This window comes from Bacillus sp. MYb78, assembly GCF_002975115.1.
GTDB lineage: Bacteria > Bacillota > Bacilli > Bacillales > Bacillaceae_G > Bacillus_A > Bacillus_A cereus.
In genome coordinates this window covers 16,906-32,459 of sequence record NZ_PCOB01000020.1, presented here as the reverse complement: position 1 = coordinate 32,459, position 15,554 = coordinate 16,906, and the positions used below count along the sequence as shown (strand labels likewise).

Genomic DNA, 15,554 nt, shown 5'->3' with positions numbered 1-15,554 from the left:
TTCCTTCTTTAATCGGATTATCTTAAGCTTATACTATGTTTCTCAACCTATTGAAATGATACGCCTGATGGCCCCATCATTAACATTATGAAGCAATTAGTTTAGCACGTTTTTACCGCATTTGTATATATTTCTAAAAAGTACATAAATGATTGCTTTAGGTTACTATATTCCATTGTAACCGTTCTGCTAAAAATTTTACACCTTTTCTATATTTGCACCTGAGTAATAATAGAAAAAGACAACTACATAGTTGTCTTTTTCTATTAATGATGTCCACCATGATTTCCTGCTTTCGGTTTCCCCATCATCTCTTTATTCATTTCCCATTTATGCTCTGCTAGCTCTTTATACGAAAGAACTTTCCCCTTATAGTTAGATACAAAGCTCTCTGCATCTTTTTTATTTTTAAATGAAATTACATTATAAGCCATCGGTGTCGTTATTGTTTTATCATATACGTAAGTAGCGTCTTCTAACGAAATCCAATCTTTCGAATCATAATCTCGGACAAATTTCTCTTTCGTCTTTTCATCTGAGTTGATCTCCATCCATTTATACATACAACCGATATCATCAAACTTTAACGCTTTTCCATTTTCTAAAATAATTTCTGTTGCAAATTGATTATCTGTTACCCCAATTTGGCAAATATCACATTTATCATGTTTCTCATCAATGGCAACAGCTGCTGTTTCCTTTTTCCCACACCCGACTACCGTAAATACGAAACATAAACATATAGCAAGTACGACATATTTTACTTTCATCAATATTCCTCCCTAGAAACCGTATACTCCACGAAAAGAATACCAAAAGGTTGTGTGAGATTTGTGAAAAAACAATGTGCTTTTTGTAATATAGGAAACAAAAAAAGATGTGTAGTTATTTCTACACATCTCTCATCACTCACAACCTGTAATTAATAAATCATCTTCTAATTTAACTAATAATGTATCCGCACTAATTTCCTGTCCAACTTCTACATTTACCAATCTTATATTTCCACTAATCCCGACTGCAATTTTTTTTAGCTCACCGTCATTTTTTCGGATCATCAGTAATTTTTCCCATTCATATACGTAAGAAGATTCATTAATAAAAATCTCCTCTACTTTTCCTTCATAAGAGCTATAAATCTCTTCTATTCTCGTTTTCATATAACATCTACTCCCTATTTCACACTTCACTATTTTCATCTTATTCTACCATTCTTACGAGAAGCGGCTTACTTTTTAAAAATTCAAATTAACTACCGTGAACAAAATGAACAAAATAAAAATTATGCTTCTAATGATGTTATTTTTCAAATTATTTACCATTTGAATAAATGCTTTTATTATAAATAAAAAACCTTTTTCTGAATTTTTATTCTATTTTGAAAGCGCAATCATTCTTTTGAGGGGGAAATTACATGTTAGCACTACTTGGATTTGCGATGGTATTTGTCTTTATGTTTTTAATTATGACGAAACGTATGTCAGCGCTAGTAGCATTAATATTAATTCCGAGTGTTTTTGCAGTAATTGGCGGATTCTATGCCAATATGGGACCAATGATGTTAGAGGGGATTCAAAAATTAGCACCTACTGGTATTATGCTTATGTTCGCTATTTTATATTTTGGCATTATGATTGATAGTGGTTTATTCGATCCTGTCATTAGTAAGATTTTAAAATTTGTAAAAGGAGATCCTTTAAAAATCGTTGTCGGAACGGCTATATTGACTATTATCGTTTCTCTAGATGGTGATGGTACAACAACATACATGATTACAGTTTCCGCAATGTATCCACTATATAAGCGCCTTGGAATGAACCCCCTCATATTAGCTGGAGTTGTTATGTTAGGGGCAGGGGTAACAAATCTTACACCTTGGGGTGGACCCACAGCTCGTGTTATGAGCGCACTTGGACTTGAGGCTTCCGAATTATTTACACCTCTTATTCCAGGAATGATTGCTGGTGCAATTTGGGTTGTTTTCGTTGCCTACTATCTTGGAAAAAAAGAAAGAAAACGTTTAGGAATTATGGATGTACAGTATTTAAAACAAATGCAAACAATGGACGAGCAAGCTGCAACTGTCGAAGCCGCAGTGCATAAACGTCCTAAACTTCTATGGATTAACTTTTTATTAACCGCTACATTACTTGTCTGTCTCATACTAGAAGTTATGCCGTTACCTGTTTTATTTACAGTCGCTTTTGCTATTGCTGTTATGATTAACTATCCAAACTTACAGCAACAGAAAGAACGTATTGCTTCTCATGCAGGGAATGTATTAGCAGTTGTTTCTCTCGTATTTGCTGCCGGTATTTTCACTGGTATTTTATCTGGAACAAAAATGGTAGATGCAATGGCTAACAGTGTAGTAACTCTTATACCAGATGCACTTGGACCACAATTGCCAATTATTACAGCACTTCTCAGTATGCCATTCACATTTTTCATGTCTAATGATGCATTTTACTTCGGGGTATTACCTATTTTGACGAAAGCTGCTGCTACTTACGGAATTAGTGCAGCTGAAATGGGACGTGCTTCCTTACTTGGGCAACCCGTTCACTTATTAAGTCCTCTTGTCGCTTCCACTTATTTATTGGTCGGAATGGCAAAAGTTGATTTCGGTGAACATCAACGCTTCACTTTATTGTGGGCCGTTGGAACGACAATGGTTATGTTAATTACCGGAATTGTGATTGGGATTATTCCAATATAAGATGCAAAAAAACAGTAGAAGAAATAAAATCCTCTACTGTTTTTTATTATGAAGAAACAAGAAAATAACGTCTCTCCGGTCTCCCAACACTTCCATATATTAGCTCTGCGTGGACTTTCTTCCTAGATATCAAATACTCTAAATAGCGCCTTGCCGTTGATCGGCTTACTCCAATCATTGAGCTTAACATTTCTGCTGTAATCCCTTCTTCATTAACTGTTAACATATGCTTTTTTACTTTCGCTAAAGTATAAGGATCTATCCCTTTCGGGGCATATTCTATTTGATCTCCCTTCACGCCTCTTTGAGACCATAAATATTCAATTTGCTCCGTAGATAATTGATTGTTTTTCTTTAACTGTATAATCTTTTTTTGATAGCCTTCCAGACTTGCTTTAAATCGGTCAAACATTAGTGGCTTTACGATATAATCTGTTACTCCACCTCGCAGCGCGTGCCTTACTACTTCTGTTTCCGATGCCGCTGTAATCATAATAATATCTGTATCGTGCAAATGATGCCTAATATATGTGACAAGTTCCGTTCCTTGCATATCAGGTAAGTACACATCTAATAAAACAAGCTGTGGCTTCACAAGCTCTAGCCATTCTTTCGCTTGTTCTCCAGTCGTTGCCGTTCCAATTACTTTAAATCCCTCAATTTTTTCAGTAAAACGACGATGAATGTCTGCAATCCGAATATCATCTTCTACAATTAATACTTCAATCTCCTCACCCATTACTATTCGCCTCTCTCTTTCGGTAGTGCAATAATAAATAACGCACCACCTAAATCCCCTTTTTCGATTGCAATACTTCCATTTAAATCTTCTACTAACTCTTTCACTTTTGCTAATCCATACCCTCGCTCTCCTCCTTCTTTCGTCGAAAAGCCTTTATAGAATATGCTAGTAATTATTTCATCATGAATCCCTTGCCCTGAATCTTCCACTTCAATTAATATTTCTTCTCCAATATCAGTTACAAACATCCTTACTTTCTTATCATTCTCTTCATTTTTTTCAATTGCTTCAAATGCATTCGTAATTAAATTCCCTAAAATAGAAACGACATAATTACTCTCAATATGTGGACTTAATTTGTCTAAACCACTTTCTCTATCTAGCATAAAATCAATCTTCAACTCTCGTGCTCTATTATAAAATCCAATTAAAATTCCACCTAGCCATGGATTTTGAATCCGCTTCATAATAAATTGAACAAAATCTTGATATACCGCTGTTTCCTTATGAATAAGCTCTAAAGCATCTTCGTATGATTCTAATTGGATAAGACCTGAAAGCGTATACAATAAATTGTTATATTCGTGCGTTTGCGCTCGTAATGCCTCTGTATATTGCTTCGTCTGAGATAATTCTGCTGTTAACTGATCCATTTCAGATTTCAAACGTAAGCTCGATACAACGCCAGTTACTTTATTCTTTACTTTAATAGGTAGACGGTTCGCAATAACAGCCTGTCCTTTTATATTTAATTGACGATCAAACTGTTCTTCACCAGTTTGAAGTACATCTAGTATCGTTGAATTAGGAATTACATTTAAAATAAATTCCCCAATAATATTTTGTTGCTTATCTAGCGAAAGAATATCATAAGCTGCTTGATTGACTAAACTAATCATGCCATTTTTATCGATTACAATAATCCCTTCACGTACAGATTGAATCACTGTACTATGCTCTTCATATAAAGATGAAATTTCTTCTGGTTCCATCCCGAACATCATTCTTTTTATACTTGCCGCTAAATATATAGAGCCGATTATCCCAATTAAAAGACCTATTATTGTAATCCAAAATACACGCTTTCCATACACTTCTACCGCTCCATGAATATCAGCCATTGAAAACCCAACAGACACCACACCAATAATTTCATTTTCCTGGTTACGGACTGGGACTTTCCCACGCAACGAAGGGCCTAATGATCCATTAGCTTTAGAAACATAAGATTTCCCTTCTAATAAAACGCCTTTATTATCTCCGCCAACCATTTTTTCTCCTATTTTATCTCGCTCAGGATGTGCATAACGAATCCCCTCTTTGTTTCCAACTACAATAAAGTCAGCCTCTGTATCAATTCGAATTTTTTCTGCGATTGGCTGAATAATAGAAGCTGGATTTTCTTTTTGAAAAGCTTCCTGAATTTCTGGTATCGCGGCAACTGTTTTCGCAACATGCAAAGCCCGTTTACCAATTTGCTCTTCTACCGTTTCAGATAATATGTAATAAAATAAATAACTCGTTAGCATAAGTACAACTAAAATAAGTGTACTAATAGTTAATGTAATTCTCGGTTGGAGTTTTAATTTTTTAAATTTCAAAACCATTCCCCTAACATGATTAAAGATAGAATTTAAAGAAAATACAGTTTTTTATTATCATAACACGGTTACTATATATTTCTTTCTTTTTTATCTTCATAAAAAAAGAAACGAAGCATAAGTACTACTTCGTTTCTTAACAGTTTATTATTATATTTTAAACTTACCAATCATCTCTTGTAATTCTTCTGCCATTTGTGATAAATGGACTGCTGCTGCATTTATTTCATCTACTGAAGCTAATTGTTCCTCAGAGGAACCAGCAATATTTTGAACACTTGCGGCATTTTCTTCAATCGTAGCTGCAATTTCATTAATAGATGCACTTACTTGTTTTGCATCTACCGTCATTTGTTTTGCTACATCTACCATGCTATCAATTTGTACAACTGTATCATTTGTAGACTTCAATATTTCGACAAAGCTTTGCTTCGTTTCATTTGCAACTACAAGTCCTGATTGTACTTCTGCTCCAACTTGATTCATAGAGCTTACTGTTTCTTTTATATCAAATTGAATCTCTTTCACTAGTTTCCCAATTTCCGTAGAAGACTGTCCTGATTGTTCTGCTAGCTTTCGCACTTCATCTGCTACAATTGCAAATCCTCTACCTTGCTCTCCAGCTCTCGCAGCCTCAATTGCCGCATTTAACGCTAATAAATTTGTCTGTTCTGCAATATGTTGAATTACTTCAAGGATTGCTCCAATTTGTTTCGACTTATCGTCTAACAAACCAATGATTTTGTCTGACTGTGAAACAGACTCATGAATTAATTGCATTTGATTCACAGTTTGTTCAACTAACTTCCCACCATTTTCAGCTTTTTTCTTCGTATACATAGAGGCTGTAGATACTAATGAAGAACTATCTGCAACACGCTGAATTCCTTCTGTAACTTCTTCTAACAATGTTGCTCCTTCTTCAACTTCTTTCGTTTGTATTTCTGCACCACTTGATACTTGCTCTATAGCCTGTGTAATTTGTTCCGTTGCTTCGCTTGTCTGCTTCATACTAGCTGTTAATTCTTCTGAAGATGCCGCTACATGACTTGCTGAAGTGTTTATATTGGAAATGACACTTTGTAACGATGCAGCCATCTCGTTAAAACTTTCTCCTAGCTGTCCAATTTCATCTTTAGAATGAACTGTAATTGATTCTGTTAAATCACCTTCACTAATCTTCTTCGATGATATGACAAGTTGTTTTAACGGTTTAATAATAGACGCAATTATGAAGTAAATTACAATCCCACCGATTATTAGTGAAATTCCAAGAACAGTTATTGTTTTATAGAAAATAGGTTCAGCCGCTTCGATAATTTCTTTGGAAGGCATAATTCCTGCTATTTTCCATCCAGTTTTCTTATTCGTTTTAAAAGTGATATTGCGATCTTCACCATCTAATGAATAATGAAAATCCCCAGCTTCCTGTTTATACAATTCTTTACTAAGTTTCTCTTCTAATTTCTCTCCTGGCTTCATTTTCGGGTGCGCTACTACATTTTTATCTTGATCAAATATCGCTACATATCCTTCCTTACCGATATTAACCATCTTAGAAGTAGTAACAATATCATTAATGATTAAGTCAATCCCAAGAACTCCACTTTTATCCTCGTTTTGTTTTGCTAGTGTAATAACAATATTTCCTGTCGTTTTTGACTTATATGGAGCAGTTACAATTACTTCTCCGCTTTTCTTCACTGCCTCTTTATACCAATCTCTTTCTGTAGGATTATATCCATCTGGCATCTGAATAGCTGGTGATTGAATGAACTGTCCATTACTAGATCCTGTATAGATTGCTTCCATTTCTGGATGCAGTTTATTGTATTCTTCTAGTTTATTCTGTATGTTTTGAATTTGATCTGCTTGGTAACTTGATTGTGTAAATAATTTCGTAAAATAAGTTGCATCTATTTTTTTACTATCCAATTCCTTATTAATTACATTATCCAAAATTTTTATATTATCTTTCGCCGAGTTTAAAATTGTTTCATTAAAATTCGTCTTCGCCTGTTGATAAGACGTCCAACCAATTACAATACTTGGAAGAATTAAAATAATAATAAATGATACAAGTAACTTTGTTTTTAAACTACTACTCCTTAATTTCCCTTGAAACATACTTCTACCCCTCCATACCGTTTTAAATGTAATTAATTAACATTTAATCTTTCTATAAAAATAATACGATTTAAATGTATCAATGAGACTCTCTATCTTTTTATACATCTAAAGAATTGATACATATCTTTTTCATTCTATATAAATTAAATAATTAAAACAATGTATAAAAATGTATATTATTCGAAATATTATAATTCATAGGAGAACCTCTAGTATTTCACTTACTAGAGGTTCTTTCCACCTTACTATTCTTTATCTACTTCTTTTTTCTCATCTTCTACTACAGATACAACAGGTTTATCGCTTGATAATTGTTGTACCGCTCCTTTTCCTGCAAATCCTTCTAATAGCTCTTTTAAGTCAATGCCAGAAGAAGCTTTTAACGTTTCTTGCATCGTTGCCATTAAATCAGTCGCATAACCCGCAACTTTTCCGGCCCCGCTATTTTTACCACCGCCGCCTGTATCGACAACTGTGATTTTATCAATATTACTAAGCGGACTTGCAAGTTCCTTCGCATAACTTGGAAGCATTTTAAGAACCATATCCATAATTGCCGCTTGACCATATAATTCAAATGCTTCTGCGATTTTTTGTTTCGCTTCTGCTTCTGCTAAACCTTTTAATCTAATAACATCTGCCTCTGCTGTACCTTGCGCTTTTTGTACTTCCGCTTTCGCTTGACCTTGTGCTTTTTCAATTTCCGCCTTCGCTAAACCTTCTACACGTACTTCTTCTGCACGTGCTCTCGCTTCTGCTTCAATCTTATATTGATCCGCATCGGCTTTTTTAATTTGTTTTACTTTTTCTGCTTCCGCTGATTGCTCAACAGCATAGCGATCTGCATCGGCTTTTTTCTTAACTTCTGCATCATATTGCTTTTCACGACGCGCAATTTCTTTTTCTTCTAACTCAATTTGCTTTTCACGCTCAATGATTTTAACGCGCATTTGCTCTTCTGTAACACCTTGTTGTGCTTTCGCTTGTTGTAATTCGTAAGAAAGATCCGCATCTGCACGCGCTTGTTCTTGTTCTCTCTTATAAGACTGTACTTTTAATTCTTTATGTTTTTCAGCTTCAGCGATTTGTGCATCACGTTGATATTCTGCTTCTTTTGCCTCTTTTTCAGCACGGGCTTTTTCAATACGTGCTTCTTTTTCACGCTCTGCATTCGCAATTGTTGCATCACGCTTAACTGTCGCAATTTGGGGCTGACCAAGCGCATCTAAGTATCCGTTTTTATCCATTATTTCTTTAATTGTGAAAGAAACAATGCGAAGTCCCATCTTCTTTAAATCTGTAGAAGCTACTTCATGTACCTTTTGAGCAAATTGCTCTCTATTACTATACGCATCTTCTACTGTCATAGAAGATAAGATAGCACGGAGATGCCCTTCTAAAACTTCTTTTGCTTCTATTTTTAACTCTTCTGTTTCTTTTCCTAAATATTGTTCAGCTGCTGTGGAAACTTCTTCAATTGTTGATCCCACTTTAATAATAGAAACACCGTTTACTGTGATCGGTACACCTTGTTTCGTATACGTATCACGTGTACCAACTTCTAATTTATAGTTTAATAAGCTTAAAGGCTCTGCTCTCTGCATAATTGGAACTACGAAAGTACCGCCCCCGCGAATAATCTTAATCTTCTTTCCATCATCAGTGGTAACTACATTCTTTCCTCCACCAAGCCAGTTCCCTGTAACAATTAACGCTTCATCCGGACCAACCGTACGATACTTCGTAATAAATACTAAAATGAGTAGAATTAAAATTGCGAGTAAAACTCCACCGATAATTAATGGAATCGTCATGTAAATTCCCCCTTATAATTTTGGTTTCTTTAAAGAATAAGCGATGTTTTGTACAAGTAAAACACCATCTTGGACTCCCTCGATAATAACCTCTGTTCCTTGCGAAATATCTTTTTTTCCAACAGTTTTAGCTGGGATTGCATTACTTCCAAATTGGGATGAAATTAATACTTCACCAAATCCTTCTGTAGGAATTGTCGTAATGACTTCTCCTTTGCAACCGATAAATTCATCCATACGTTGCATCGTATTTTGTTCTGCTTCTGCAATCGGTTTTAAAATTAGTATTTTCATGATGAAAACACCGATAAAAGATATAGCAAATGCAGCCCCGAAAATAGTAATACTATTAAAGGAGAATAAGTACTCTCCTATATAACTAAGCCCACATAACATGGCGAAAAAACTAAGTAATAAAGTAACAACGGATACAGATCCGCCCCCAAAACTAAATATCGATTCAAATATATCTCCAAAAAAGATATAAATAACAGTGAGTATAGTAGCAATAATAAATCCGTATAAATAAATTGTTTCAAGTGGATAACCAAACAAAGCCATTTCTTATCCCCCTCTCTTAAACAATCCCCTTTTTTGTTATGTGTATGCCCCACCTCTTTCAAAGATTATTGTTCTTAATTTTCAGTCATTTACCTTTTAAATAAAAGCCTGTAAGACAGGCCTCTAAAAAAGAACAGGAGAAACCTATTGTGACAGGCTCCTCCTAGAAAATAACCGATATATTATATATCTATATAATATACTATTTTCCACAAAAAGTAAAGTTAAACATACATTGGAAAAGCACTTATTTTACTGACAATTCGTATGTTCCATCGCCATTATCATATTTATATACATACAAGTAATACTTACCTGGTTTTGCATTAAATTTTGCTTCTATATGATTCCCATTAGCTTGACCGTAAGCCGCATAATTTTGCATATCTGATTCATGGTGAAGTACCCATGTCATCCCAATTCCATACTCATTTAAAACAGAAATATCGATATCTTTCGCTGATGCTACATTAAATGTATAAACATCAGTGTGGTCCCCGCCAATAAGACTACCTTTTATCTTACTATTTAGCTCGATACGATTTGCTTCCTCTGGACGATTATTTGGTTCTGATTCTGTTAAACTTCCATCTTTAATCGTAACAGTTGTTTCGCTTCTGCTCTCTTTTCCTTTATCGTCTTTTACTCTTAACGATACTTTATAAGAACCTTCTTTTTCATATACATGTACTGGATTCACTTCTGCACTTGTGCTTCCATCTCCAAATTCCCATAAATAAGAAACAATTTTTCCATCTTCATCGTTTGAATCATCACTTTTAAATTGAATTCCCTCTTTTACAAGCCCATTATAAGGGCCATTTATATTAACTGTTGGAGCTTTATTTTCTCCATCATCTTTCGCAATTCCATGGAAGACTACATCATATTCAAATTCATTTGAACTATTCACACGATAATTAACGAAGTAAGCTGTAACAGTTTTGTAGCCACTCCATTCTTTTTGCGCCAATTGTTCTAAAGATTCATTTACTCTTTTACTCATTTCTTTCCAATCTTCTGATTCACCTTTTGTGACACTTCCTGTATACGTACCTTCTAATGTAAATGTATTAAAGAATTGAGAATTATGTTTTGTCATTTTTGTATCTTTCATAGGCAACGTATCACTAATTTCTTTCTTCACCGCTGTTAATGACTTCGTTGCATGTTCAGCTAAATAATCACCAGCTACTTCTGGTACAGTGTATGTATCTTGATTATCAATTAACTGCTGCATATACTCTTGATACTCTTTATTTAACTTAGGATCTTTACTTAGATTTTCACGATATGCATCATAATTTTTCACATCATTCGCACGAATCAAATCTTGAATTTTATCAAATGTTTCAAACTGATGCGTATATAAGTAAGACTGCAATGCGAACGAGTAATTATAGAAATCCCAAGAACCGTATTTAGCAAATAGTGTACGCTCTGCTGTATAACGGCTTGCAGGATCAGATGATAATCCGCTAATTATGCTCTTTCTTGGTACAACGTTATTCGTACGAGTAGATCCTGCGAAAAACTCTGCATTTCCTTCTTGGAACCAAGTTAACCTTTCATTTTGATACATATCTCCTCTTCCAAATAGACCTGGTACTTCATATCTACCTTGCAGGTAATGAGTAAATTCATGACGGAATAACTCTTCTAAACTATAAATACTTTGCTCTGGTGTACGCTCATATGTAAAGAATGTACCTGTCTCTTCAATATAAATTCCACCGTTGTTTGTTTCATATCCATACAATTGTCTATTTAACTGATATTCATCTGGACTATTATAAATTACGATCGTTAATACATCATCCGCATTTCCTGGCTCTAACGCTTTGTCATTTCCAATTACACGGTGATACTGTGCCTTTACTTCCTTCGCAGCCCAATATAGTCTCTTAATTTTTTCTTCTGATACTTTATCTCCTGTTTTGAACACAATTGATCCATCGTCGAATGTATACGTTTTTGGTAAGTATTGCTCTTTTCCTTCTTTACGTATTTTCTCTAAATCTACTGTATTCCCGCTATAATCTTTACCATTATAATTTGTTGTAATTTGTTCTACCGCAACAAAATAAGGTTCACTTAAGAGCGGGTACATATGCATGGCTTTTGTAACAACCTCTAATCCTTTATTTAGATTGCTATGAAACTTCCCTAAACGGCTAGCAAAATAAATTCCATTATTAACGAGCCATTTATTTTCTGACGTTACTTCATTTAGAAGAGCAATACGATTTATTTCATTAATAAACCCATCTACTTTTCCATACCACATCGTTTCATTCGCTTCTTTACGAGCCTCAGTTAAGTACGACTGTATATCATAGTCAATACCTTGCATAATATCGTATATTGCTTGTCCCTTCATTCGATCATTTACATAAGTAGTATAATTATCATTGTATTGCTTTAAAATATTCGATGCGTATTGAACCGTTTCAACATCGCTTGAAGCATTACTAATTAATTTACCGTATGCAGATACGACTGTATCTTGTTCAACTGTACCAAGCTTAAAGTTTGGATTTTTTGCGATTGCTTTTAAAGCAGGTAAACAGCTATCCTGGAAGCTTCTTTCATTTAAGTCGCTTAATTCACTATTATAAAATGCAAGATAAAAAGCTGAACGCAACACTTCAGTAAACGTTTGAATTCCTTTTGAATCATCTTTCGTAAATGTACTACCTCTATGAGCTAATTCATCTATAATGACTTGCATTTTTCCTTTATCTTTATAAAAAGCCTTTGCATCTTCATTAAACTGGAATAAGTCTGTAATTTGGTGCCACTTAATACTGCCTAACGTTTCAACTAATTCTTGATCATTCATTTTGTTTAAATCAGCCATTGAATAGCTTTCTTTAACTTGCTTTACTGCAGTTTTCTTCGTAATAGATGCTGGTCGCTGTGAAAAATCTCCTACTTTTAAACGTTCTTGAAATGATAACGTTTCATCAACTTTTGAAATATGTCCAACTTCATCTACCGACTTTTCAATTCCAACCGGTTTCGTTTTCAACACGTTATACGGTACTTTTTCTTCCGCTGCTGCATGAGTTTGAAGTGCCCCTAACGATAAAGCCATTGTACTAATGCTAAGCATCACTTTATTGATCTTTGATTTCTTGTTCATATCCTTGCCCCCTATTTTAATATTCCATTCAAGAATTTAACATAAAATCTGGATGTAACAATATAAAATGCAATATTTCATATTATTTCTTCCTATAATTTGTACATATCGTGAACGCATTGCTCTTTACCTCCCTAAAACAAATTACATCCTTTCATGTTACAAAAAGAGAATTTTTTGACAATTAAAAACTTAATTGTTATGATTATTATAATTGTTAACTTTATTAAATAAGGGTGGGATTCTATGATAAAAAAAGAAAACAGTGTATTTTATATCTCCTTCTTGCTAACAACATTATTCATTATATGGGGAATTACCCCAGCAAGTTGGATACAAGGCTACGATTTACAAAGTGTTACATCTTCTTTAAACTCATTTATCCTCAATAAATTTGGGTGGTTTTACTCTCTACTTATGACTACAATGATTATTTTGGCTGCTTATTTAGCATTTTCTAAGTACGGTTCTATTCGTCTTGGTAAAGATGGAGAAAAGCCAAAATATAATTATCCATCTTGGCTATCCATGTTGTTTGGGGCAGGAATGGGAATTGGACTCCTCTTTTATGGAATCGCTGAACCGATTTCACATTTTACAGATCCATTAACAGGAAAAGCAGGTACAGAAGAAAGCGCCAAACTCGCTATGCAATATTCATTTTTCCACTGGGGACTCTTTCCGTGGTCACTATACGCAATGGTCGCTTTAACAATTGCATATTTCACATTCCGCAAACAAAAAGGTAGCACTATCGGGGCTACAGTTACTCCATTATTTAATCGATCGAAAAATTCCCGTATCGGAAAAACAGTTGATATTTTAGCTGTTTTAGCCACAGTGTTTGGCATTGTACCATCTGTTGGGATTGGTGCTCAACAAATTGCTGGAGGATTAAGCTATTTATTCCCTTCCATTCATAACAGTTTACTTACCCAGCTCGTACTTATAGCTATCTTCGCTGTTTTATATTTAACAAGTGCACAAACTGGCTTAGATCGTGGGATTAAATATTTGAGTAACTTGAATTTCTCTCTTGCAGGTATTTTACTCATCTCTTTCTTACTTTTAGGGCCAACCGTATTTATTATGAAATATTTCACATCTACACTCGGTTCTTATATTGGAGCTTTGCCTAGTATGGGATTAAATTTAGGAGCATTTAATGAAAAATCTTCTTCTTGGATTGAAAATTGGACTATTTTCTATTGGGGATGGTGGATTTCTTGGTCTCCATTCGTCGGCACATTTATCGCACGTATTTCTAAAGGGCGTACAATAAAAGAATTTATTTTTGGAGTTGTATTAGTCCCAACTCTTATCTGTACATTTTGGTTTGCAGTATTTGGTGGTACCGCAATTCATATGGAAATGTTCCAATCGCTTGGAATAGCTGATGAAATTGCAAAAAATGGTACAGAGATTGGATTATTTGCTGTTATTTCACATCTACCATTCTCTACATTTTTAACGATTATCGGGTTAATTTTAGTAGCCACATTTTTCGTTACTTCTGCTGATTCAGCAACATTTGTTGTTTCCATGCAAACGAGTAACGGAAGCTTATCACCGAAAAATAGTTTAAAACTTATATGGGGATTAACAATCGCGATAATTGCCGCTATTTTATTACAAGCTGGAGGATTAAATGCACTACAAATCGCAGCTATCATCGCAGCACTACCATTTTCTATCGTAGTCGTTCTTATGGTCATTTCGCTCTTTAAGGAGCTGCGAAAAGAAGATGTTAATTTGCAAACAAAAGAAGTATCTCAAAAAATAAAAAAGGTTATGTAACGATTAGCACCTCAAATTACTTCTGAATCCGTAACAACTGAGGGAAAAGTAGATTAATAAAACCCATTCGTATGAAATATAATTTTCATACGAATGGGTTTTCACTCTATTATATAGTGTTGTAAACATGCCTTCTCCTCAAATCCTACTTTCTTGTACAATTTCATCGCACGATCATTATTCGTATTCAAACATAATTCTATCTCCTTCATTCCTTGGAAGGAAATAATATACTGAATTGCCTTTTGTAATAACCGCTCTCCGACACCTTTTCTTCTACTATTTTCAGCGGTTGCAATAAATTCGATATTCGCTTCTTGAAACTCTGGATTTACTTCCACATATACATAACCTTCTAACTTATCATTCTTCATACTTACAAATAATTTATTCGTATTACTTAAACGTTCAATAATTTCGTTTCCGTCATAATACGTATTAGAAAACACATGATTGTGTAAAGCGATAAACTGCTCAAACACTTGTGGTAAAGCCTCTTCTACATTACATATAATACGGTGCTTCACAATATTATTTAAAACGAGAATACTATGTCGACCTTGTTCTTTTGCATGTAAATTCCTCATTAAACGGGCACAATTATTATTTTCCACATGATAAAAACCATAAAATCTCTCAATATGAAAAGGCACCTTTTCTATAAGTTCCTTCCACATATGTAAAGCAACTTCTTCCCAATTCTCTGCGATAATAAACGGTCCCCATATCTCTGCACATTTCTTTACTTCATCCACATCAAATCCTAATAAACCTATTAAATTATTATTCTCATAAGTAGCAACAAAAGATTGTTCCCAGCCTATATCTGAAAAATCATGAATAATTGTCTGTAACAACTCCTCTTTCTCATCTCCACAATAGCCAACATGATGAGTAGCATCTTTATTCATATTCGCAATAAATGCTGCCACCTCTTCAATTTCCAAAATAGAACTGACATACATAACCTCTCCTCCTTCACTAATATATTCACACCTTTTCCATTTATCTCCTTCTAAAAAAGACATCACCATAAGCATATTTC

Annotated in this window: 11 protein-coding genes and 1 pseudogene; 2 read left to right on the top strand and 10 right to left on the bottom strand. The window is 34.3% G+C overall.

The features are described from left to right. Positions 1-266: 266 nt before the first annotated feature. Both CQ064_RS26185 and CQ064_RS26180 read right to left on the bottom strand, forming a co-directional pair. Positions 267-770, bottom strand: a complete 504-nt coding sequence (locus CQ064_RS26185) for a nitrous oxide reductase accessory protein NosL (protein WP_000865665.1) — start codon at positions 768-770, stop codon at positions 267-269. A gap of 135 nt (positions 771-905) precedes the next feature. Beyond that, a complete protein-coding gene (locus CQ064_RS26180; protein WP_000857376.1) occupies positions 906-1,160 on the bottom strand; it encodes a hypothetical protein in 255 nt (84 codons plus the stop codon). 254 nt (positions 1,161-1,414) lie between these two features. On the opposite strand from CQ064_RS26180, the gene CQ064_RS26175 reads away from it, so the two are divergent. Then, positions 1,415-2,719: a CitMHS family transporter gene (locus tag CQ064_RS26175; RefSeq protein ID WP_000880477.1), complete on the top strand. Its 1,305-nt coding sequence runs from the start codon at positions 1,415-1,417 to the stop codon at positions 2,717-2,719. A 46-nt stretch (positions 2,720-2,765) separates the two neighbouring features. Here the strand turns inward: CQ064_RS26175 and CQ064_RS26170 are convergent, their stop codons facing one another. From CQ064_RS26170 to colA, 7 genes and pseudogenes are all read right to left on the bottom strand, one after another. Further along, the gene (locus CQ064_RS26170) at positions 2,766-3,458 is read right to left on the bottom strand and encodes a response regulator (protein WP_000503464.1); all 693 of its coding nucleotides are present in this window, start codon (positions 3,456-3,458) and stop codon (positions 2,766-2,768) included. Between the two features lie 2 nt (positions 3,459-3,460). Then, positions 3,461-5,068, bottom strand: coding sequence for an ATP-binding protein (locus CQ064_RS26165; protein WP_003269387.1), 1,608 nt, complete (start codon positions 5,066-5,068; stop codon positions 3,461-3,463). Between the two features lie 144 nt (positions 5,069-5,212). Then, the gene (locus tag CQ064_RS34460) at positions 5,213-6,073 is read right to left on the bottom strand and encodes a methyl-accepting chemotaxis protein (RefSeq protein ID WP_369812832.1); all 861 of its coding nucleotides are present in this window, start codon (positions 6,071-6,073) and stop codon (positions 5,213-5,215) included. 81 nt (positions 6,074-6,154) lie between these two features. Then, a pseudogene (locus CQ064_RS34455) lies at positions 6,155-7,189 on the bottom strand (HAMP domain-containing protein); the annotation flags it as partial. A 248-nt stretch (positions 7,190-7,437) separates the two neighbouring features. Continuing rightward, a complete protein-coding gene (locus tag CQ064_RS26155) occupies positions 7,438-9,006 on the bottom strand; it encodes a flotillin lipid rafts scaffold protein FloT (protein WP_000154998.1) in 1,569 nt (522 codons plus the stop codon). Positions 9,007-9,018: 12 nt separating this feature from the next. Continuing rightward, positions 9,019-9,567 (bottom strand): NfeD family protein, encoded by a 549-nt coding sequence (locus tag CQ064_RS26150; RefSeq protein WP_001173146.1) that lies wholly within the window; start codon positions 9,565-9,567, stop codon positions 9,019-9,021. A 247-nt stretch (positions 9,568-9,814) separates the two neighbouring features. Then, positions 9,815-12,712, bottom strand: a complete 2,898-nt coding sequence (gene colA / locus CQ064_RS26145; RefSeq protein WP_001036420.1) for a collagenase ColA — start codon at positions 12,710-12,712, stop codon at positions 9,815-9,817. Positions 12,713-12,958: 246 nt separating this feature from the next. Here colA and opuD point away from each other — a divergent pair, with 246 nt between their 5' ends. Beyond that, entirely contained in the window at positions 12,959-14,509 is a 1,551-nt protein-coding gene (opuD, locus tag CQ064_RS26140) for a glycine betaine transporter OpuD (RefSeq protein ID WP_000591569.1), read from the top strand. Between the two features lie 101 nt (positions 14,510-14,610). Here the strand turns inward: opuD and CQ064_RS26135 are convergent, their stop codons facing one another. Beyond that, the gene (locus CQ064_RS26135) at positions 14,611-15,474 is read right to left on the bottom strand and encodes a GNAT family N-acetyltransferase (protein ID WP_000289526.1); all 864 of its coding nucleotides are present in this window, start codon (positions 15,472-15,474) and stop codon (positions 14,611-14,613) included. Between the last annotated feature and the right edge of the window lie 80 nt (positions 15,475-15,554).